This is a genomic window from Amphritea sp. GJ51-11, from assembly GCF_055808735.1.
The window spans coordinates 4,172,437-4,191,918 of the sequence record NZ_CM147881.1 but is presented as its reverse complement, the minus strand read 5'-3'; the positions used below and the strand labels follow the sequence as shown (position 1 = coordinate 4,191,918).

Below are 19,482 nucleotides of genomic sequence, written 5' to 3'. Positions count from 1 at the left end.
GCCTCGATAATACCTCTAGCGGTGCTTGATGGCCGTGATAAAGACGCTGCTTATTGGGTTTTTCTCGCCACATATTTTATCAATTGTACTCTTTCGACTATCTCTTTTCTCAGTAAATACGCCCGATATGTTTTTATAATTAAGATATTAATTATATATAAATCAATATAATTCAATATAATTCAATTAGTTATATTGTTTATTTGTGGGTTTTAATTACCTCTCAATAAAAGCTTGACCATATGGTAAAAGTTAGTCTAGTATTATTTTACCGTTTGGTAAAAAGTTTGTGGATGCAAACCTCTACCGAGAATAAGAATAAATAAGAAGTGGTGATACTGATGTCTATTCAGACCCTCTCAATTCAACAGCGGCTGATTTTTAAAACAGCCTTTTTAGTCATTAGCGTGGTTTTCGCTTCTGTCGTTTACATTGCTGTTTGTCACCTTCGTTCCGCTATTCATTCTTTTCTCTGCAAGGTTGGTTCAATGCTGAGTCGTGTTAATAACGTTAATCAGCGTCAGCACCCCACGTCTTTTCTTAGGTGTCATTGAATTTAAAATTAAGGAAAGAAATATGAATGCTCCGAGTATTTTAAGTTTGGATAACAGCGTGTCAGTGCAACATAAACTGCTGATGCAGTTGGATGGTATTAATGTCCACATCCGCGACATACTGGTCTCTGTTATAGAGGGGACTGAGCTCTCAGAACCCGATGCCGTCACCCTATTTAGTGCTACTGGTGCCGAGCTTGATGGGTTGATCGCAACAGCAGATTATCTGCGCCAACAGACAGTGGGCAACCAAGCGAGTTTTGTTATTACCCGCAACATTAACTTTACCAATGTTTGCTATATGGGCTGTAAATTTTGTGGCTTTGCCAAGCGTAAAGAGGAAGCCACTGCCGAGTTGCTGAGTTTTGAAGAGGTGGCCGATAGAGCCGAAGAGGCTTGGGCACGGGGAGCCACTGAAGTTTGTATTCAGGGCGGTTTACATCCCGATATTGAGGGTAGCCACTACCGTGAAATCCTCAAGGCTATCAAGACGCGTGTACCGGCGATGCATATCCATGCCTTCTCGCCTTTTGAAATCTGGTTTGGCGCATTAAAGAGCAAGATGTCTATTGCTGAGTTTATTCAAGATTTAATCGATCATGGTTTAGGCTCGATGCCGGGTACCGCCGCTGAGATTCTGGATGTTGAAATTCGTCAACAACTGACGCGGGATAAATTGACCACTGAGCAGTGGATTGAAATCATCACAACGGCTCATCAGTTAGGTTTACCGACGACCGCTACCATTATGTATGGCCATATCGATAGCCCAGAACATTGGGCTTCGCACATCGGCAAAATACGCACTATCCAAAAGCAAACAGGTGGTTTTACTGAATTCGTTCCACTGGGATTTATTCACTACGAATCCCCGCTATATATGAATATTCCCAATGTTAGACCGGGCCCAACAGTAGACGAAAACATTCGTATGCATGCAGTATCTCGGCTGATGTTGCACGGTTGGGTCGATAATATTCAGGCCTCTTGGGTGAAGCTGGGGCCAGAATATGCACAGCAGATGCTACAGGCCGGCGCGAATGATCTGGGCGGCACGCTGATGAATGAAAGTATCTCGCGGGCCGCAGGTGGTAAGAATGAGCAGGAGATTGTGCCGGAAGATATGATTCGCATGATCAGTGGTGCGGGGCGCGATCCAGTACGGCGTAACACGCTCTATAGCGTAGTTGAAACCTTTGCACGTCAACCCACTGAAATAGCTAGCCGAGAAGGCTTTCAGCTTATCGCGACCACAAACGCTAGCGTGCGGGTGGCCTCATGAGCTCGCCGTTGAAGGTTGTGCTGCTGAGCGGCGGTGTGGGCGGTGCCAAGATGGCCGAAGGTTTTGCTTTTAGCCGGTTTGCGGCGCAGTTCAGCGTGATTGGTAACGTGGCTGATGATCAGGCGTTTCACGGATTATGGGTGTCTCCCGATATTGATACCCTGACCTATACCCTAGCCGACGAGATCGATACCACCAAAGGTTGGGGGCTGAAGGATGAAAGCAACCAAGTGTTGGATCAGCTAAAACGCTTGGGATCAGATGCCTGGATGTATTTGGGGGATAAAGATTTCGCCACCCATATCTACCGTACCGAGCAGCGTCAGCAGGGGGTTAGACCCAGTGAGATTGCTGCTAATATCGCCCGCTCTTATGGTGTTAGCACACCGATTCTATTGCCTACCGATGACTGTATTCAAAATAAAGTGAAGATTGAAAGTGGCTGGATCGACTTTCAGGATTACTTTGTCAAACACGCCTGCCAACCGGCAATACTGGATTTTCATATTGTCGGTATTGAGACCGCCACGGCGACTCCAGAAGCCCTGAGTGCTATTGCTGAAGCCGATTTGATTGTGATTGCGCCGAGTAATCCGATTGTCAGTATTAAACCTATTTTGTCGGTGCCGGGCATCGCTGATGCGCTGCAGCAGTCCTCTGCATTTAAGGTAGCGGTCTCTCCACTAGTGAATGGCCAAACGGTGAAAGGTCCGGCGGATAAGATGATGACGGCTGCAGGCTATCGCTGTGATGTGATCGGGGTGGCGGATGTCTATAACGGCTTGATCGACGGCATGATTATCGATCAGCAGGATCGCGACATGATGTCTGAGCTATCAGCCAAGATCGAATACGTATTGGCGACCGATACGCTGATGTTTAACCGACAACAGAAAGTCAGCCTAGCGGAAACCATTGTTCATTTTTATCAGGCGGGTAATGGGAAGGTCGCTGCTGCCTCTGCGCCGCTCCATGATTCTACCCGTGAATCTGTGCCTCGCCTTGCGGTGTAACTAGGAGCTGGCTATGACGTTATCAATTGTTATTCCGATGAAAAGCCCTGAGCGTTCTAAAAGCCGTTTGGCTAAGGTGTTGAGCCGTAGTCAGCGGAAAAAGCTAACGCTGACTTTATTTGAAAAGAACCTCGGTTTTTTGCGTCAACGATATCCACAGCACAATGTGTTGGTGGTGACGGAATCGAAGCGTATTGAAGATATTTCCCGCAGTTTTGGCGCCGATGTGTTGTTGGAAGAGCAGAAACTGGCTGGTTTGAATGCTGCTGTCACCTTAGCCGCTGAGTATAACGCCCAGCGTGGAATTGAGACTCAATTGGTGATTCCCGGCGATATCGAAACGCTGGATTATCAGGAGATTGAATGTCTGCTAAACCATCGGGAAGCACGCCCGTCGGTGGTGGTTTGCCCCTCATATGATGGTGGAACCAACGCCATTATGACCACCCCGCCGAATGTGATGCCATTCAACTTTGGGCCAAACTCCTGCCAGATCCACCTGTTGTCGGCCTTTGAAGCGGGGCTGCATACGCAGCGGTTGTTTCTTGAAAATCTATCCTTCGATGTCGATTGCCCCGATGACCTAAACCGAGCCGAAATCTGGTTTGAAAAAATATCCGCATAGGACGTTCTTATGAATAGTAATGCACATAACCAAGTCAGTATTCATGCGCTCGATGGCATTCCGGATATTCACCCCGGTGATGATCTGTCTGGCTTGATCCTTGCGGCGCTCGATAGCAACCAATGCTCGCTTGATGACGGCGACATTATCGTGATTGCCCATAAAGTAGTGTCCAAACAGGAAGGTCAAATTATTGATCTGAATGACATTAGCCCAACCGCCGAAGCGCAGACGTTGGGCCGTGAGCTGAATAAAGATCCACGCAAGGTGCAGGTGGTGTTATCGGAATCTAAACGTTTAGTCCGGACATCAAAACGCCCTGAACAGGATGAAGGCACTATTATCGCCGAACATCGATTGGGCTTTATCTGCGCCAATGCCGCGGTGGATGAGTCCAATGTGGATGCGGTCGGTAAGGTGATTCTCCTTCCCCATGACCCCGATCAGAGTGCCCGAGGCATTTGCCAAGACTTAGAGCGGGCCAGTGGTAAATCATTAGGTGTTGTTATTACCGATACCTTTGGTCGCCCTTGGCGGATGGGCTTAGTAAATGTAGCCGTTGGTCTCGCCAATGTGCCGGCTAAAGTGGATCTCGCAGGAGATATGGATGCCTATGGCCGCGTGCTGTCGGTCACCGTTCCCGCGTTAGCAGATGAAATTGCAGCGGCTTCCGGCTTGCTGATGAGTAAAAACGGTAAAAAGCCGGTTTTGATATTTAAAGGCGTTGACTGGCAGCGATGTGACAGCTCTGCCCGTGACCTAGTGCGCCCACAACAAGAGGATCTATTTCGATGAAAATTGCTATTTTGGGTGGAACAGGCCCGCAAGGGAAAGGATTGGCGCTGCGTTTTGCTGCGGCGGGTATTGATGTTGCACTAGGCTCTCGCGATGGTGAGCGGGCGGCTGAGATTGCGCAACAGTTGAACGAAAAACAGCCTGAGGCAACGGGTGTTATCAGTGGTGCCGATAACCGAGAAGCGACCGCGGCGGCTGATGAAATTGTGATTTTGGCGGTGCCTTTTGCTGCCCATAACGCCACGCTAAACGCGATTAAGCCTGATCTGAGCAATAAGATCCTAGTGGATATTGTTGTGCCACTGGCCGATGGCGATCCGAAAGCGGTGGATATGCCTGCTGAAGGTTCGGCCACAGAAGCCGCGCAAGCCTTATTAGGCGATGACATTGCTGTGGTCGGTGCGTTGCATAACGTCTCTGCCGCTACGTTGAACAACCTTGGTCAGCCGATTAACTGCGATATTTTAGTATGCGGTAACAACCTGCAGGCAAAAGAAGCGGTGATGGAATTGATTTCCAGCCTTGGTGTGAATGCCTATAACGCCGGCCCTGCCGTGAATGCTCGCTGTATTGAAGCGATTACCCCGATTCTAATTCGTCTGAATATTTCGAAAAAGGTGCCGTTCTCCCATGCGGGAGTGAAGATCTGGGCCCCTGATCATTAAGCATCATCACTGATACGCAACAAATTCTTACTAGGAGAATAATTATGGATTTCGGTATTACTTTTAAAGGTTTTATTAGCCCTGAACGCGCCCGTAATTTGGCTAAACAAGCGGAAGAAGCCGGTTTTACACATTGCTGGTTTTACGATTCTCACGTTCTGTGGCGTGAATCATATCCGGCCATGGCAATGTGTATGGAGCATACCTCTAAGATCAGTTTTGGTCCCTGTGTAACTCATCCTAATGCCCGTGATTGGTCCCAGGCGGCGAGTCTTTTCGGTAGCTTGGCGTTACAAAGTAATGGCCGTTTTCATATTGGCCTTGGTCGTGGTGACAGCGGTGTGCGGGTGTTGGGTAAAAAACCGGCCAACCTTGCCCGGGTAGCCGAGTTTACAACCAAGGTTAAGGCTTTGGTTCGAGGTGAAGAGGTGATGTATGACGATTGCCCGGCACCGGTAAAATTCCCTTGGGCGCAGGGCTATGAACTGCCTGTTTATATTGGTGCGTACGGTCCGAAAGCGTTGCAAACAGCGGGTGAAGTTGGTGATGGCGTAGTTTTGCAGATTGGCTCTCCGACACTGGTGGAATGGTTTAAGGATCAGGCGATCAATGCCGGTAAAGCGGCGGGACGTGATATGAGTAACTATCAGGTTATTGCGTCTGCCCCCGCTTATTTTGGTACCAAAGAGCGCTGCCTTGAAGCAACCAAGTGGTTCCCGGCGATGGTGGGTAACCATGTGGCCGATATCGTTGAAAAGTATGGTGATAGCAGCGGTCAGGTGCCAGAAAGTTTGACCTCTTATATCAAAAACCGTCAGGGTTATGATTATTCTAAACATGGTCAGAGTGATAACCCGTTCTTGGATTTCATTACTCCAGATATTGTTGATGAGTTCTGTGTTTTGGGATCGGTTGATGAACATATCACTAAACTCAAAGCCCTTGAAGCCGCCGGTACGACTCAGTTCAATATCTATCTGGATAACGGTGATGAGGAGAATATCGTCGAGAAATACGGTAAGCATATTATTCCTCAGTTTAGCTAAGCAGACCTCAGTGCTCAGGCCTTTCGAGGCCTGAGCCGGTTATGTTGAAGTACTTCGATGCATTCTTGTTCGAGGTGCTAGAGGCAACGGTTTAGCAAGGTTCTACACGGAGATAGCTATGTCGACAGAGGCTTATTTAGCAGCGCTGAACGACGCGGTGAGTGTGCGTATGCCGACCGCCTATGGCGAATTTTTGATGACGGCGTTTACCGATCCTGATGATGGTAAAGAGCACATTGTCTTGGTCATGGGGCAGCCTCATTTGGCATCGGCAGCGATCGTGAGAATTCATTCCGAGTGTGCCACTGGTGATCTGTTTGCCTCCTGCCGTTGTGATTGCGGTGAACAACTGGATCGTTCATTGAGTATTATTGGCGAGGCTGGTTGTGGCGTATTGATCTATCTGCGTCAGGAAGGACGAGGCATTGGCTTAAAGAATAAACTGCGCGCATACCAATTGCAGGATCAAGGGTTGGATACGGTTGAGGCGAACCTACAGCTTGGCTTACCCGTCGATGGCCGTTGCTATGGGATCGCCGCCGCAGTACTCCATGCGCTGAATATTTCGACGCTGCGTTTGCTAACCAATAACCCGCATAAAATCAGCAGTTTAGAGACATTAGGTTTTGTCGTGAGCCGGTTACCGATACAGGTCGATTATCAACCATATAATTTGCCTTATATGCAGGCAAAACAGCGCAAAATGGGTCATCTGGTTAGCTTATAACTGCACGCTAGACGAGCGAGGATGACGAGTTAAGACAGCACGGGATCGATTCTTGATCCATTTTTACCCAATCGAATGAACGAAAAAATAAAAAGAATATATATCTAAAAGGGCGTCTCGAAAATTAATTTGACCACATGGTAAAATTAAACTAGTTTTACTCTATGGGAAATCATTTGTAGTCCTTTATTGTCGCCCTTTAACGGGCATTGCCAATAGCGTTAATTAGGAGCCTTTATCGATGAAAAACATAAAAACCAATGAACAGCGACTTTGGGACAGCCTGATGGAGATGGGCGAAATCGGAGGTACTGAAAAGGGTGGCTGTTGCCGTCTGGCGCTGACCGATCTAGATAAGCAGGCCCGAGATCTATTCACTCAGTGGTGTGAAGCTGCAGGCTGTACTGTCCGGGTTGATAAAATCGGCAATGTTTTTGCTCGCCGTCCGGGTAAGAATAATGATCTGCCACCAGTGGTGATGGGGAGTCATATCGATACTCAGCCAACCGGTGGTAAGTTTGATGGTGTGTATGGCGTGCTGTCTGGGTTGGAAGTGATTCGCACCCTGAATGATAACAACATCGAAACCGACCATCCGATTGAAGCGTCCATCTGGACCAACGAAGAGGGTTCTCGCTTTGCTCCCGCAATGGTGGCATCGGGCGTTTTTGCCGGGGTCTTTGATCTAGAGTACGGTTTAAGTCGGGCTGATCTTGATGGTAAGACGATGGGTGAAGAGTTACAGCGCATTGGCTATGCTGGTGAACATGAAGTCGGCAGCCAGGTTAAGGCGTTTTTCGAAGCGCATATCGAGCAGGGGCCCATTCTTGAAGAGGAGGAGACCTCTATTGGGGTGGTCACCGATGCTCAAGGACAGCGTTGGTATGAAGTGACCTTAACCGGTCAGGAAGCTCATGCGGGCCCAACACCGATGTTACGCCGTAAAGATGCCTTGCTGGGGGCTTCTAAAATCGTCCAAGAGGTGAATAATATTGGCTTGGCGAATCAGCCGAATGCCTGTTCGACGGTTGGCTTGCTACAGGTCTTCCCGAACTCACGTAATGTTATTCCTGGTGAAGTCTTTTTCACCATCGATTTCCGTCATCCGAATGATGATGTGCTGTCGAAAATGGATCAACAGCTGCGTGATGTGTGCGCCAAGATTGCCGATGAAATGGGCTTGGAGATGAAGTTCGAGCAGATCTGGTATTCTCCACCGGTGCCATTCAATACCAGCTGTGTTGATTCAGTACGTCAGGCCGCTGAAGACGCAGGCTATAGTCATCGTGATATTGTTAGTGGTGCTGGCCATGATGCCTGTTATATCGCGCGTGTTGCGCCTACAGGGATGGTTTTTGTGCCCTGCGAAAACGGTATCAGCCATAACGAAGAAGAAAATGCTAAACCCGAAGACCTCCATGCCGGGTGCAATGTGTTGTTACAAGCGGTGCTTAATCAAGCTTGTCTCTAATCACTGCAGCACACTCTAAGAATAAATCTAACAAAAACTAAGTCCGCTTCCGGACACTTTCTCTCATACTCGATGCCTGCGCGTGTTTTACACGCGTATAGGCGTCCTGTTGTCTGAAATAAGAGGTGGCTTGGGGAGTATAGGTATGAAAATTGGTCTAGCAAAAGAGCCCTTGGCGAACGAATTAAGGGTTGCCTTAACACCAGAGAATATCACCCATTTATCAGCCACCGGTGCCACCTTCGTGGTTGAAGCCGGAGCGGGGCTGGCGGCAGGTTTTAGTGATCAGGATTATCGGGATGTGGGGGCGCAGATAAATTCCTCGGCGCAGGCTGTGTATCAGCAAGCGGATATTCTGTTGCGGGTGAATCTGTCTGGGGCGATGTTGAATCAAGCGGCAGCTTGGCTGGAAAATAGCCCGTTACTGATCGGCATGATGGACCCATTCACCAAACCTGAACGTTTTACGGCCTTAGCGGAACAGGGTATCAGCAGTATCGCGATGGAACTGATTCCGCGTATTAGCCGTGCTCAGAGTATGGATGTGTTGACCTCGATGGCAACCTTAGCCGGTTATAAGGCGGTACTATTGGCCGCCAATGTAGCCCCGAGAATCTACCCGATGATGATGACTGCGGCGGGTAACCTTAGTCCGGCGAGGGTCTTTATTATGGGGGCCGGCGTCGCCGGTTTACAGGCGGCGGCCACCGCTAAACGTATGGGCGCCGTGGTTGAGGCTTATGATGTGCGGCCTGCCGCGCGGGAGCAGATTATTTCGGTCGGGGCCAAACCGGTCGAGTTGGCGTTAGAGGCGGACTCCACCGAAGGGCAGGGAGGCTATGCCAAACAGCGGGGGAGGACTTTCTGCAGCGCCAGCGTGAATTGATGACCGCCGTGCTGAGCGAACAAGATATTGTTATTACGACCGCTGCTATTCCCGGTGTTCGTTCACCGGTATTGATTACCGCTGAGATGGTTGGTCAGATGAAACCTGGTGCGGTGATTGTCGATTTAGCCTCAGAGCGGGGCGGCAACTGTGAATTGACCCAACATGGTGAGGTAGTGGTTGAACAGGGCGTGACGATCATTGGTCCGGATAATATCGTGGCTACGGTGGCGCACCATGCGAGTCAGATGTACGGCAATAATATTGAGAACCTGTTACACCATCTACTCAATGAGCAGGGTGATTGTGAGTTGGATTTTGATGATGAAATTATCCAGCAGGCGGTGGTTACCCACGGTGGCGAGATCATCAATAACGGTCTACGCGAGAGATTAGATCTGCCGCCGTTAGCTTCAACGCCACTGTTAGAGGAGGTTGCATAATGGAAGCCTTCATTGTCTTGTTATCGCTGTTTGCGTTGGCTGTGATCCTTGGGGTTGAGCTAATTACCAAGGTGCCGCCGACCCTGCATACCCCATTAATGTCCGGTAGTAATGCGATCTCGGGTATCACCATTGTCGGCGCGATTTTGGCGGCGGGTTCCGGTGATGAGTCCAGCACTGTGGTGCCATTGTTAGGTTTCGTGGCGATTGTTTTTGCCACGATCAATGTGGTGGCCGGTTTTATGGTCACTAATCGGATGCTTAAAATGTTCAAGCGGAGGGGCTAATGATGAATAGCATAATGATTAACCTCTTCTATCTGCTCGCGGCATTACTGTTTGTTATGGGTATTAAGGGCTTAACGCGGCCAAAAACCGCCGTGCGAGGCAATCGTTTAGCGGCGCTGGGTATGTTGCTGGCCATTGTGATTACCCTGCTGGATCGGCAGGTCATTCACTATGAAATTGTGTTTGCCGGATTGGCGGTGGGCACATTGATTGGTGTTTTGATGGCGGTTAAGGTGCAGATGACCTCAATGCCACAGATGGTGGCGATTCTGAATGGCCTTGGTGGCGGAGCATCGCTGGGGGTGGCCGCGGCCAGTTATTTCTCGATGTTAGCGAGCGGCACCGAACTGAGCGGGGCAACACTGGTTATCGCCAATAGTGCGATCATGCTGGCGGTGCTGATTGGCACGGTCACCTTTTCTGGCAGTGCGGTGGCATTTGGCAAACTTCAGGAGGTTCTACCGGGCCAAGCGATCGGCTTTAGCGGCATGAAGTTTATTAACCTGGGGTTGTTGTTGGCCTCTGTCGCGGTTATTTTCCTGCTGGTGAATAACCAGCTGGGTAGCGGCGGTTTCTTGCTGCTGGTGGGTTTAGCACTATTGCTGGGGGTCACTCTCGTTATGCCGATAGGGGGGGCGGATATGCCGGTGGTGATTGCCTTGCTCAATGCTTATTCGGGCATTGCGGCGGCGGCTGCGGGCTTTATTATGGGCAATAACGTGCTAATTATCTCTGGCGCGCTGGTGGGTGCTTCCGGTCTTATTTTGACGCAGATTATGTGTGTCGCGATGAACCGCTCATTACTGAATGTCTTGTTCGGTAAAATGGTGGCGAGTGATGGCCCAACTATCGACGCCGATGAGGTCTATCAGGGCAAGGTAACATCCGCCTCACCGGATGAGGTGAGCATGATGCTGGAAGATGCACAGCGGGTGGTTATTGTACCCGGCTTTGGTCTCGCGATGGCGCAGGCTCAGCATGCGGTGCGTGAGTTGGCGGATACCTTAGTGGGCCGTGGGGCTATTGTGGAATTTGCCATTCATCCGGTTGCCGGGCGTATGCCGGGGCATATGAATGTACTCTTGGCCGAGGCCGAGGTCGACTATGAGGCGATGAAAACCATGGAACAATCTAATCCTAACTTCAGTAAAACTGACGTGGTGCTGGTGATTGGTGCCAATGATGTGACCAATCCGATGGCCCGTGAAGATAAAGGTAGCCCTATCTATGGTATGCCTATTCTGAATGTTGATGAGGCGAAGAGTGTTGTCATTATTAAACGCAGCTTGAGTCCGGGCTTTGCTGGCTTACCTAATCCGTTATTCGCAATGGATAATGCGGTGATGCTGTTTGGTGATGGCAAGCAGGCGATCATGGATCTGACCGCGGCCCTGCATGAAGCGGCTTAAGCGGTTGGTAGACGGTTTCTTAACGTCAACTTCTAAGCCTTAAGCTCCGTAAGCTAAAGCTCTAGTAAACTAAAGCAAGGATAAAAGAATGCCCGGCTGTTAAATAACAGACCGGGCTTTATTATTTTTATACTGTCTGCTGCGTTACTCCCCTTGAGTCGCCAGTTTACCGAGGTCTACTGTTTGTTTACGGGCGCAGAACCAATAAGTGATACCGCCAAGAATCGAACCGGTGAACCAGCCATACTGATAAAACCAGCTCAGTTGATCGGTCATCAGTGAGTACAGCGTTAGGGCAACAGGAATGGCAAAGGCGATAAAGCCATTGATGTTAAAGCCGCTGTAGATGCCGTGGGTTTTATACAGGTCCGGCAGGTTAAGCTGCTGGCGTTTAATCACGAAGTAATCCACGATCATAATGCCGGCAATGGGGCCTAACAGTGATGAATAACCGAGCAACCAACCGCTGTACATCGCTTCAACGCTGACATCGGACTCAATCAGTCCCAGCTTTTTCAGCAGTTCCCAAGACATCAGCAACACACCAATCAGGCCGGTGAGCAGTACGCCACGGGTTTGGTTGATTTTCTTCGGTGCGATATTTTGGAAATCATTGGTGGGGGAGACGATATTGGCCGCAGTATTAGTGGAGAGTGTGGCGATAATAATCATGATCATTGCGATCACCACCCAGAAAGGGCTATCAATCTTACCGATCAACGATACCGGATCGGAAATGGTTTCACCGACCAGTGTGGTGGATGCCGCCGTCAACACGACACCCAAAGCGGCGAAGAAGAACATCGTCAGTGGCAGGCCGATAATCTGTCCCGCGATCTGATCTTTTTGCGAGCGCACATAGCGGCTGAAATCCGGGATGTTAAGGGACAGGGTGGCCCAGAAACCCACCATCGCGGTTACCCCAGCAAAGAAGTATCCCCAGAATGAGGCACCTTCAGGGCGGCTCGGTGGAATAGCTAATAGCGCTTCATAAGAGATTTTAGGGCTAGCCCACATCATCAAACCGATACCAACGGCGAGCAGCAAAGGTGCCGCCATGGTTTCTAGAATCTTAATCGATTCGGCCCCTTTAATAACGATATAGAGGTTGATCACCAGAAAGGTGAAAAAGCCGATGACTTCACCGGTACCGCCCAGGGATTCCCATCCAGGCAGCAGGTTTGACAACATGATATGAATGGCAAGCCCACCGAACATGGTCTGTATACCAAACCAGCCACAGGCGACCATCGCCCGGATTAAACAGGGGATGTTAGAGCCGATCATACCAAAGGGAGAGCGCAGTAAAACGGGAAAGGGGATGCCGAACTTAGTTCCCGGAAAAGCATTCAGAGTCAGTGGAATTAGCACGATAATATTGGCTACTAGAATAGCCATCAGGGCTTCCATCACGGACAAACCGAAATAAGCAGTTAATACACCACCGAGGGTGTAGGTAGGGACACAGATAGCCATACCGACCCAAAGGGCGGCGACATTCCAGACATTCCAGGTCCGTTCTTTTACCTGAGTTGGGGCAATGTCTTCGTTGTAGTGGGCACTGTTGGAGACATCAGAGCGGGTTTCAAGTTCGTAGAACTCACCTACTTTAATGGCGGCTGATGCGCCTGACGTATGTCTACTCATTATTTTTCCTCTTGTTGAGCCAGTAAGGTTCTTAGTAAGAGGATTGCAGATAATATGCCAGTATTTTACCAAATGTAAAAAATATAAATTATTTTATAAAGCTATTAAATATCAAATAGTTACGAGTATTAATGGTAGGCGAGAGAAGCGGGTTAATCTTTTTGAGCTGCAATGCTGCCGTGTTTTGGTGCGGGCTGCGCTGTTGCTGTGCGTTTTATGAGCAAAGAACTAGAGGGTAAAGCGTGGGAGAGGGCCTACTGTGCGGCCCTCGTGGATAGCTTTAGAATTTGCGGACGAGAATAATACCGGCAGCGATCAAGATAACCCCGAAAATTCTCCAAGGGTTGATCTCATGGACGTTAAAGCCCAGTGCGCCGAAGTGATCGAGTAGCAATGAGGCAATGATCTGACCAGCAATAATCAGGGCCAGTAGGGTGGTGGCTCCTAGCTTAGGGGCGAAAAAAGCCATACAGGTCACAAAAAAGGCACCCATTAGACCTCCGCTCCAAGCCCATAACGGAGCGGCTTTCAGCTCATGGAGAGCTGGCCAAGGTAAACGGAGACTGCTGTAAACCACCATTAAGGTCAGAGTGCCCACCAGAAAGGAGATACCCGATGCCCAGAGTGCGCTGCCACCGGCTCGGGCTAGTTGTGCGTTCACCCCTGCTTGAAGTGGCAACATGCTACCGGCGAGCAGTACGATTAGCATACTTATCCAAACGATCATGATATCTCTCTATTCATGCTGGCTGAGTCGGCAACAGGATTCATCCGCCCCGACTTATGTTGCCCTATTATTTACGTTTCACGGCCACCGGTGCGTGATGTTCGGCTTGCTTAGCCAGCGCTTCAAACACGGGATTAAAGGCGGGGCGGTTGATATAGCGCCCGCTACCGGGTTCGACATTGAGCTGACCATTGGCCCAGACTACTTTGCCTCGGCTAATGGTGTGGGTTGGAATCCCGTTAACTGTTTTACCTTCAAAAATGTTGAAATCGACATTCTGGTGATGGGTCTTGGCGGAAATCGTGCGGCTGCCTGCTGGATCCCATACCACGATATCGGCATCTGCGCCGACCGCGATAGCGCCTTTTTGCGGGTAGATATTAAAGATCTTGGCCGCATTAGTCGAGGTGACAGCGACAAACTCATTCATGGTTAGCTTGCCACTGTTAACTCCCTCATGCCAAAGTACTGCCATACGGTCTTCGACCCCGGCGGTGCCGTTGGGTATTTTGGTAAAGTCGTCCTTGCCTGCAGCTTTCTGATCGGCACAAAAAGAGCAGTGGTCGGTAGCCGTAGTATGTAGGTTGCCTCCTTGAAGTCCTTTCCAGAGCGCGTTTTGGTGCTCACTCGAACGGAATGGTGGGCTCATCACATGAGCGGCGGCAAACTCGAAACTTTCATTGCGATAAACACTATCATCGATAGCTAGATGCCCCGCTAAGCACTCCCCATATACGCGCTGGCCTTCGCTGCGGGCGCGGGTGATTGCTTCAAGGGACTCTTTACAGGACACATGGACGATATAGATTGGCACATCCATCACCTGGGCGATTTGAATGGCCCGGTTAGCGGCTTCGCCTTCGACCACGGGGGGACGAGAAAGCGGATGGGCTTCTGGCCCGGTGATGCCTTTATTCAGTAGTTCTTGTTGCAGTTGGAAAACCAGTTCGCCATTTTCGGCGTGTACCGTCGGTATAGCTCCCAGCTCCATGCAGCGACGGAAGCTTTTTACGAGGGTTTCGTCATTGGCCATGATGGCATTTTTATAGGCCATGAAGTGTTTGAAACTGTTAACGCCATACTCTTTGACCAGTGTTTCCATATCTGCCGCGACGGAGTCGTCCCACCAAGTAATGGCAACATGAAAGCTATAGTCGGAGGCGGATTTTTCAGCCCATTCACGCCACTTTTTATAGGCATCGAGTAACGATTCCTGCGGTGCGGGGATGACAAAATCGATAATGGTGGTGTTACCACCGGCGAGACCTGCTGCCGTGCCGGTATAGAAATCATCGGAAGCGACAGTGCCCATAAACGGTAGTTGCATATGGGTATGAGGGTCGATACCGCCGGGCATAATATATTGCCCCGTGGCATCAATAGTTTCCGCATCGGCGGGCACGTCGAGATCGGTGCCGATGGCGACGATTTTCCCCTCTTCACAATAGATATCTGCACTAAACGTCTGGTCGGCGTTAACGACAGTGCCATTTCGGATGATGATAGACATAGGCACAACTCCTCAGTGTATTGCTGTATGGCAGAATTAATTTCTGCCGCTAAAAATCGGTAAAACCAAGCCCCTACGACAGCGCAGGGGGTTATTGTTAGTCGTTTTGAGTGACGAGATCGGCAGCATTAACGGTCTGATTACGGGCGCAGAACCAATAAGTGATACCGCCGAGAATCGAACCGGTGAACCAGCCATACTGATAGAACCAGCTCAGTTGATCGGTCATCAGTGAATACAGCGTTAGGGCAACAGGAATGGCAAAGGCGATAAAGCCATTGATGTTAAAGCCGCTGTAGATGCCGTGGGTTTTATACAGGTCCGGCAAGTTAAGCTGCTGACGTTTAATCACGAAGTAATCCACGATCATAATGCCGGCAATGGGGCCTAACAGTGATGAATAACCGAGCAACCAACCGCTGTACATCGCTTCAACGCTGACATCGGACTCAATCAGTCCCAGCTTTTTCAGCAGTTCCCAAGACATCAGTAACACACCAATCAGGCCGGTGAGCAGTACGCCACGGGTTTGGTTGATTTTCTTCGGTGCGATATTTTGAAAATCATTGGTGGGTGAAACGATATTGGCAGCAGTATTCGTGGAGAGTGTAGCGATAATAATCATGATCATCGCGATCACCACCCAGAAAGGGCTATCAATTTTACCGATCAACGATACCGGATCGGAAATAGTTTCACCGACCAGTGTGGTGGATGCCGCCGTCAACACGACACCCAAAGCGGCGAAGAAGAACATCGTCAGTGGCAGACCGATAATCTGTCCCGCGATCTGATCTTTTTGCGAGCGCACATAGCGGCTGAAATCCGGGATGTTAAGGGACAGGGTGGCCCAGAAACCCACCATCGCGGTTACTCCAGCGAAGAAGTATCCCCAGAATGAGGCACCTTCAGGGCGGCTCGGTGGAATAGCTAATAGCGCTTCATAAGAGATTTTAGGGCTAGCCCACATCATCAAACCGATACCAACGGCGAGCAGCAAAGGTGCCGCCATGGTTTCTAGAATCTTAATTGACTCGGCCCCTTTAATAACGATATAGAGGTTGATCACCAGAAAGGTGAAAAAGCCGATGACTTCACCGGTACCGCCCAGGGATTCCCATCCAGGCAGCAGGTTTGACAACATGATATGAATGGCAAGCCCACCGAACATGGTCTGTATACCAAACCAGCCACAGGCGACCATCGCCCGGATTAAACAGGGGATGTTAGAGCCGATCATACCAAAGGGAGAGCGCAGTAAAACGGGAAAGGGGATGCCGAACTTAGTTCCCGGAAAAGCATTCAGTGTCAGTGGAATTAGCACGATAATATTGGCTACTAGAATAGCCATCAGCGCTTCCATCACGGACAAACCGAAATAAGCAGTTAATACACCACCGAGGGTGTAGGTAGGGACACAGATAGCCATACCGACCCAAAGGGCGGCGACATTCCAGACATTCCAGGTCCGTTCTTTTACCTGAGTCGGGGCAATGTCTTCGTTGTAGTGGGCACTGTTGGAGACATCAGAGCGGGTTTCAAGCTCGTAGAACTCACCGACTTTGATGGCGGATGAAGAGTCAGCTGATGCGTTCTTCATGGGTCTTCCTCTTATTTTTATTTTTAAAGTTCTTAATGAACTTTTATGTTGTAAAGAGTGTTTACGGCAATCAAAAATTTACCGCTTGGTAAATATAGATTTTATTGAGATGCTTAGCAAATTTATTTGTCCGCTTGGTAAAAATAGTATTTTTATTAATTAAGTGACTGATATATTTAGGTTAATTCTATAAGTTCTGTGGCTTGTCTGGATTAATTAGCCGCTAAGCTGATTTTATTTCAGCATTATTTTCTGCCGCGGGTGAATCAATGAGTTGATGTAACCTGTCCATAAAGCAGGAGAGAATTAAGTTTGGCGCAAGGTCTTTTCGGGCGATCGCAGCGTAGGGGGTTAAGCTATTAAAATGTTTTTTGAGCAGCGGTTTCATTAAGCCTTTTTCTACCCAAGGGTGGGCGAAATGCGCCGGAAGATAACCGAGATAACAACCGGTTAGAATAAGAAAAGCCGTGCCTTCTCGATCCGATGCCCGGGCGCTTTTATTAAATTGTTTTAGATGCTTTTTGATTTCTGCCGGATGTTGATAAGAGGGGCAAACCATATCGTGGCTGGCAATATGTTCCGTTTGTAGGCTGTTCTCGGGAATATGAAACAGTGGATGCTCATGACTGCAGTATAAATAAGATTCCTCATCATAGAGGTGAACATACTTGAGACTGAGGTTTTTACTGAACACCGGTGCAACGCCAATCTGTATCTGCCCATCGAGTAAACTCTTTATAACTTGATTAGCGGGTACCATCTCAATATTGATATTAACGTTCGGAGCCTGTTGCTTCAGAGCCTTAAGTGAATCGGTTATATACATTCTCGGCAGTGTTATCAGGCAATCGGTAATGCCGATGGCGAGATCGCCTTTAAGTTCGGAATGAATACTATTGATCCGTTGCTGAAACTCCTGATGGGAAGACAGTAGTGTTAGGGCGGCAAGGTAAACTTGCTCGCCTTCATCGGTAAGCGAGAAACCGCTTCTGCCGCGATTACAGAGTTTAAGTGACAGTCGCTGTTCTAGGTCAGACATAGCAATGCTAATCGCCGCCCGGCTGATATTAAGCTCTGATTCTGCCGCTGAAAAACCACCGCATTTAACCACCGCTTTAAAGATTTTTATCATCCTGATATCGGCACCGGCAATATGGCCTATTATATTTTTCTGTGTCATATCCACCTCACTGCAGGCTTGACTGAAGATTGATCAATGGTTATACAATATACATAAGTTTTACCATATGGTAAGTATTTAGTTGACTGAAGGTAAATTCTTTTGGATTTAACCAACCTTCGAGCCAGTAGATGATGGGATAACTGAAGCGGCGTGGTTTCAAGTAACACAGCACGGTGTCTGAGGCATAACCTGAAAATAAAAACCTTAACGAGGTGATGAATATGCATGAATTTGATCCTAGCAAAGCCGCGAGTATGACTCGCGAGCAGCTCGAAGCTTACTGGATGCCCTATACCGCCAATCGCCAGTTTAAAAATGATCCCCGGATGTTTGTAGAAGCCAAAGGGGCTTACCTGACCGACACCAGCGGCCGGAAGGTTTTTGATGGTCTGTCGGGATTGTGGACCTGTGGTGCAGGGCACTGTCGGCCAGAGATCGCGGAGGCGGTGGCGCATCAGCTGACACAGTTAGATTATGCTCCGGCTTTCCAGTATGGCCATCCCAAGGCGTTTGAATTGGCTAACCGAATCAAAGAGCTAACCCCTGATGGATTAGATTATGTGTTCTTCACGGGCTCTGGATCTGAAAGCGCGGATACCTCACTGAAATTTGCTCGGGCTTACTGGCGTAAGAAAGGCATGGGCACTAAAACCAAGCTGATCGGCCGAGCTAAAGGCTATCACGGGGTTAACTTTGGTGGCTTTAGTGTGGGTGGCATCGGCGCTAACCGCACTCTCTATGGTCTGGGTGTGGATGCCGATCACCTGCCACATACGCTGCTGCCAGAAAATGCTTTCACCAAAGGCATGCCCGAGAACGGTGTTGAAAAAGCGAATGAACTGCTTGAGCTGATCGCGCTGCATGATGCGTCTAATATCGCCGCAGTGATTGTTGAGCCGATGGCCGGCTCTGCCGGTGTTATTCCACCACCGAAAGGTTACCTGCAACGATTGCGTGAGATCTGTGATCAACACAATATCCTGTTGATTTTTGATGAGGTTATTACTGGCTTTGGCCGCATGGGTTCGTATACAGGTGCCGAAGAGTTTGGTGTGGTACCGGACATGATCAATGTGGCTAAGCAGCTCACTAATGGTGCCGTTCCGATGGGTGCCGTTATTGCTAAAGCTGAAATTTATCAAACATTTATGGATAACGGTGGCCCGGAATACATGATGGAAATTCCACATGGTTATACCTATTCAGGTCACCCTGTGGCGTGTGCTGCGGCGTTAGCATCACTGGATGTGTTAAAGAATGACAAGCTGATTCCTCGGGTGAATGAGATTAGCCCGATTTTTGAACAGGCGCTGCACAGCCTTAAGGGCACAAAGTATATCAACGACATTCGTAACTATGGCTTGGCCGGCGGAATTACCATTGCGTCTGCGCCTGGTGAACCGGGTTTGCGTCCTTATCAGATCGCCATGAAGTGTTGGGAGAAGGGCTTTTATGTTCGTTATGGCGGCGACACTATTCAGTTGGGCCTGCCGTTTATTACTGAGCGGGAAGAGATCGACAACGTTATTAACGCGATTGGTGAATCCATTATGGAGCTGGATTAATCGCTGCCGTTGAATGCATGTTGTACCGATAAAAAATATAACTATTG

At 49.1% G+C, this 19,482-nt stretch carries 18 protein-coding genes; 13 read left to right on the top strand and 5 right to left on the bottom strand.

Annotated features, from left to right (window positions below; all coding sequences use genetic code 11):
- The first annotated feature begins 576 nt into the window (after positions 1 to 576).
- The 12 genes from cofH to AC0L4K_RS18900 all read left to right on the top strand — a co-directional run bounded on the left by cofH (position 577) and on the right by AC0L4K_RS18900 (position 11,203).
- Positions 577 to 1,836 carry a 5-amino-6-(D-ribitylamino)uracil--L-tyrosine 4-hydroxyphenyl transferase CofH gene (gene cofH / locus AC0L4K_RS18955; RefSeq protein ID WP_473267548.1) on the top strand — a complete coding sequence of 420 codons (1,260 nt, stop codon included), beginning with the start codon at positions 577 to 579 and terminating at the stop codon, positions 1,834 to 1,836.
- Positions 1,833 to 2,849 (top strand): 2-phospho-L-lactate transferase, encoded by a 1,017-nt coding sequence (gene cofD / locus AC0L4K_RS18950; protein ID WP_473267547.1) that lies wholly within the window; start codon positions 1,833 to 1,835, stop codon positions 2,847 to 2,849. The genes cofH and cofD overlap by 4 nt, the downstream gene beginning before the upstream one ends.
- Positions 2,850 to 2,862: 13 nt before the next feature.
- Positions 2,863 to 3,474: a 2-phospho-L-lactate guanylyltransferase gene (gene cofC, locus AC0L4K_RS18945; protein ID WP_417228551.1), complete on the top strand. Its 612-nt coding sequence runs from the start codon at positions 2,863 to 2,865 to the stop codon at positions 3,472 to 3,474.
- A 9-nt stretch (positions 3,475 to 3,483) separates the two neighbouring features.
- The gene (cofE, locus tag AC0L4K_RS18940; RefSeq protein ID WP_473267546.1) at positions 3,484 to 4,269 is read left to right on the top strand and encodes a coenzyme F420-0:L-glutamate ligase; all 786 of its coding nucleotides are present in this window, start codon (positions 3,484 to 3,486) and stop codon (positions 4,267 to 4,269) included.
- Positions 4,266 to 4,934, top strand: coding sequence for an NADPH-dependent F420 reductase (gene npdG / locus AC0L4K_RS18935; protein WP_473267545.1), 669 nt, complete (start codon positions 4,266 to 4,268; stop codon positions 4,932 to 4,934). Before cofE ends, npdG begins: the two co-directional genes overlap by 4 nt.
- Positions 4,935 to 4,978: 44 nt before the next feature.
- Positions 4,979 to 5,980 carry a TIGR03842 family LLM class F420-dependent oxidoreductase gene (locus tag AC0L4K_RS18930; protein WP_126157060.1) on the top strand — a complete coding sequence of 334 codons (1,002 nt, stop codon included), beginning with the start codon at positions 4,979 to 4,981 and terminating at the stop codon, positions 5,978 to 5,980.
- A 118-nt stretch (positions 5,981 to 6,098) separates the two neighbouring features.
- Positions 6,099 to 6,707 carry a GTP cyclohydrolase II gene (gene ribA, locus AC0L4K_RS18925; RefSeq protein WP_473267544.1) on the top strand — a complete coding sequence of 203 codons (609 nt, stop codon included), beginning with the start codon at positions 6,099 to 6,101 and terminating at the stop codon, positions 6,705 to 6,707.
- 241 nt (positions 6,708 to 6,948) lie between these two features.
- Positions 6,949 to 8,178, top strand: a complete 1,230-nt coding sequence (locus tag AC0L4K_RS18920; RefSeq protein ID WP_417228559.1) for a Zn-dependent hydrolase — start codon at positions 6,949 to 6,951, stop codon at positions 8,176 to 8,178.
- Between the two features lie 145 nt (positions 8,179 to 8,323).
- On the top strand, positions 8,324 to 9,064 hold the full coding sequence (locus tag AC0L4K_RS18915) for a Rossmann-fold NAD(P)-binding domain-containing protein (RefSeq protein WP_473267543.1): 741 nt from the start codon (positions 8,324 to 8,326) through the stop codon (positions 9,062 to 9,064).
- Entirely contained in the window at positions 9,064 to 9,507 is a 444-nt protein-coding gene (locus AC0L4K_RS18910) for a hypothetical protein (protein ID WP_473267542.1), read from the top strand. The genes AC0L4K_RS18915 and AC0L4K_RS18910 overlap by 1 nt, the downstream gene beginning before the upstream one ends.
- Complete coding sequence (locus AC0L4K_RS18905) at positions 9,507 to 9,794, top strand: NAD(P) transhydrogenase subunit alpha part 2 (RefSeq protein WP_473267541.1); 288 nt, start codon at positions 9,507 to 9,509, stop codon at positions 9,792 to 9,794. The genes AC0L4K_RS18910 and AC0L4K_RS18905 overlap by 1 nt, the downstream gene beginning before the upstream one ends.
- Positions 9,795 to 9,796: 2 nt before the next feature.
- Positions 9,797 to 11,203, top strand: a complete 1,407-nt coding sequence (locus AC0L4K_RS18900; protein WP_473269252.1) for an NAD(P)(+) transhydrogenase (Re/Si-specific) subunit beta — start codon at positions 9,797 to 9,799, stop codon at positions 11,201 to 11,203.
- Between the two features lie 144 nt (positions 11,204 to 11,347).
- On the opposite strand, the gene AC0L4K_RS18895 is transcribed toward AC0L4K_RS18900, so the two are convergent.
- From AC0L4K_RS18895 to AC0L4K_RS18875, 5 genes are all read right to left on the bottom strand, one after another.
- Complete coding sequence (locus AC0L4K_RS18895) at positions 11,348 to 12,850, bottom strand: NCS1 family nucleobase:cation symporter-1 (RefSeq protein WP_473267540.1); 1,503 nt, start codon at positions 12,848 to 12,850, stop codon at positions 11,348 to 11,350.
- Between the two features lie 280 nt (positions 12,851 to 13,130).
- The gene (locus AC0L4K_RS18890; protein WP_473267539.1) at positions 13,131 to 13,577 is read right to left on the bottom strand and encodes a DMT family transporter; all 447 of its coding nucleotides are present in this window, start codon (positions 13,575 to 13,577) and stop codon (positions 13,131 to 13,133) included.
- Between the two features lie 67 nt (positions 13,578 to 13,644).
- Complete coding sequence (gene hydA, locus AC0L4K_RS18885; protein WP_473267538.1) at positions 13,645 to 15,087, bottom strand: dihydropyrimidinase; 1,443 nt, start codon at positions 15,085 to 15,087, stop codon at positions 13,645 to 13,647.
- A gap of 97 nt (positions 15,088 to 15,184) precedes the next feature.
- A complete protein-coding gene (locus tag AC0L4K_RS18880) occupies positions 15,185 to 16,687 on the bottom strand; it encodes an NCS1 family nucleobase:cation symporter-1 (protein WP_473267537.1) in 1,503 nt (500 codons plus the stop codon).
- Between the two features lie 223 nt (positions 16,688 to 16,910).
- Positions 16,911 to 17,867, bottom strand: a complete 957-nt coding sequence (locus AC0L4K_RS18875) for a LysR family transcriptional regulator (protein ID WP_473267536.1) — start codon at positions 17,865 to 17,867, stop codon at positions 16,911 to 16,913.
- A gap of 224 nt (positions 17,868 to 18,091) precedes the next feature.
- Here AC0L4K_RS18875 and aptA point away from each other — a divergent pair, with 224 nt between their 5' ends.
- Complete coding sequence (gene aptA, locus AC0L4K_RS18870) at positions 18,092 to 19,435, top strand: omega-aminotransferase AptA (protein ID WP_473267535.1); 1,344 nt, start codon at positions 18,092 to 18,094, stop codon at positions 19,433 to 19,435.
- The last annotated feature ends 47 nt before the right edge of the window (positions 19,436 to 19,482 follow it).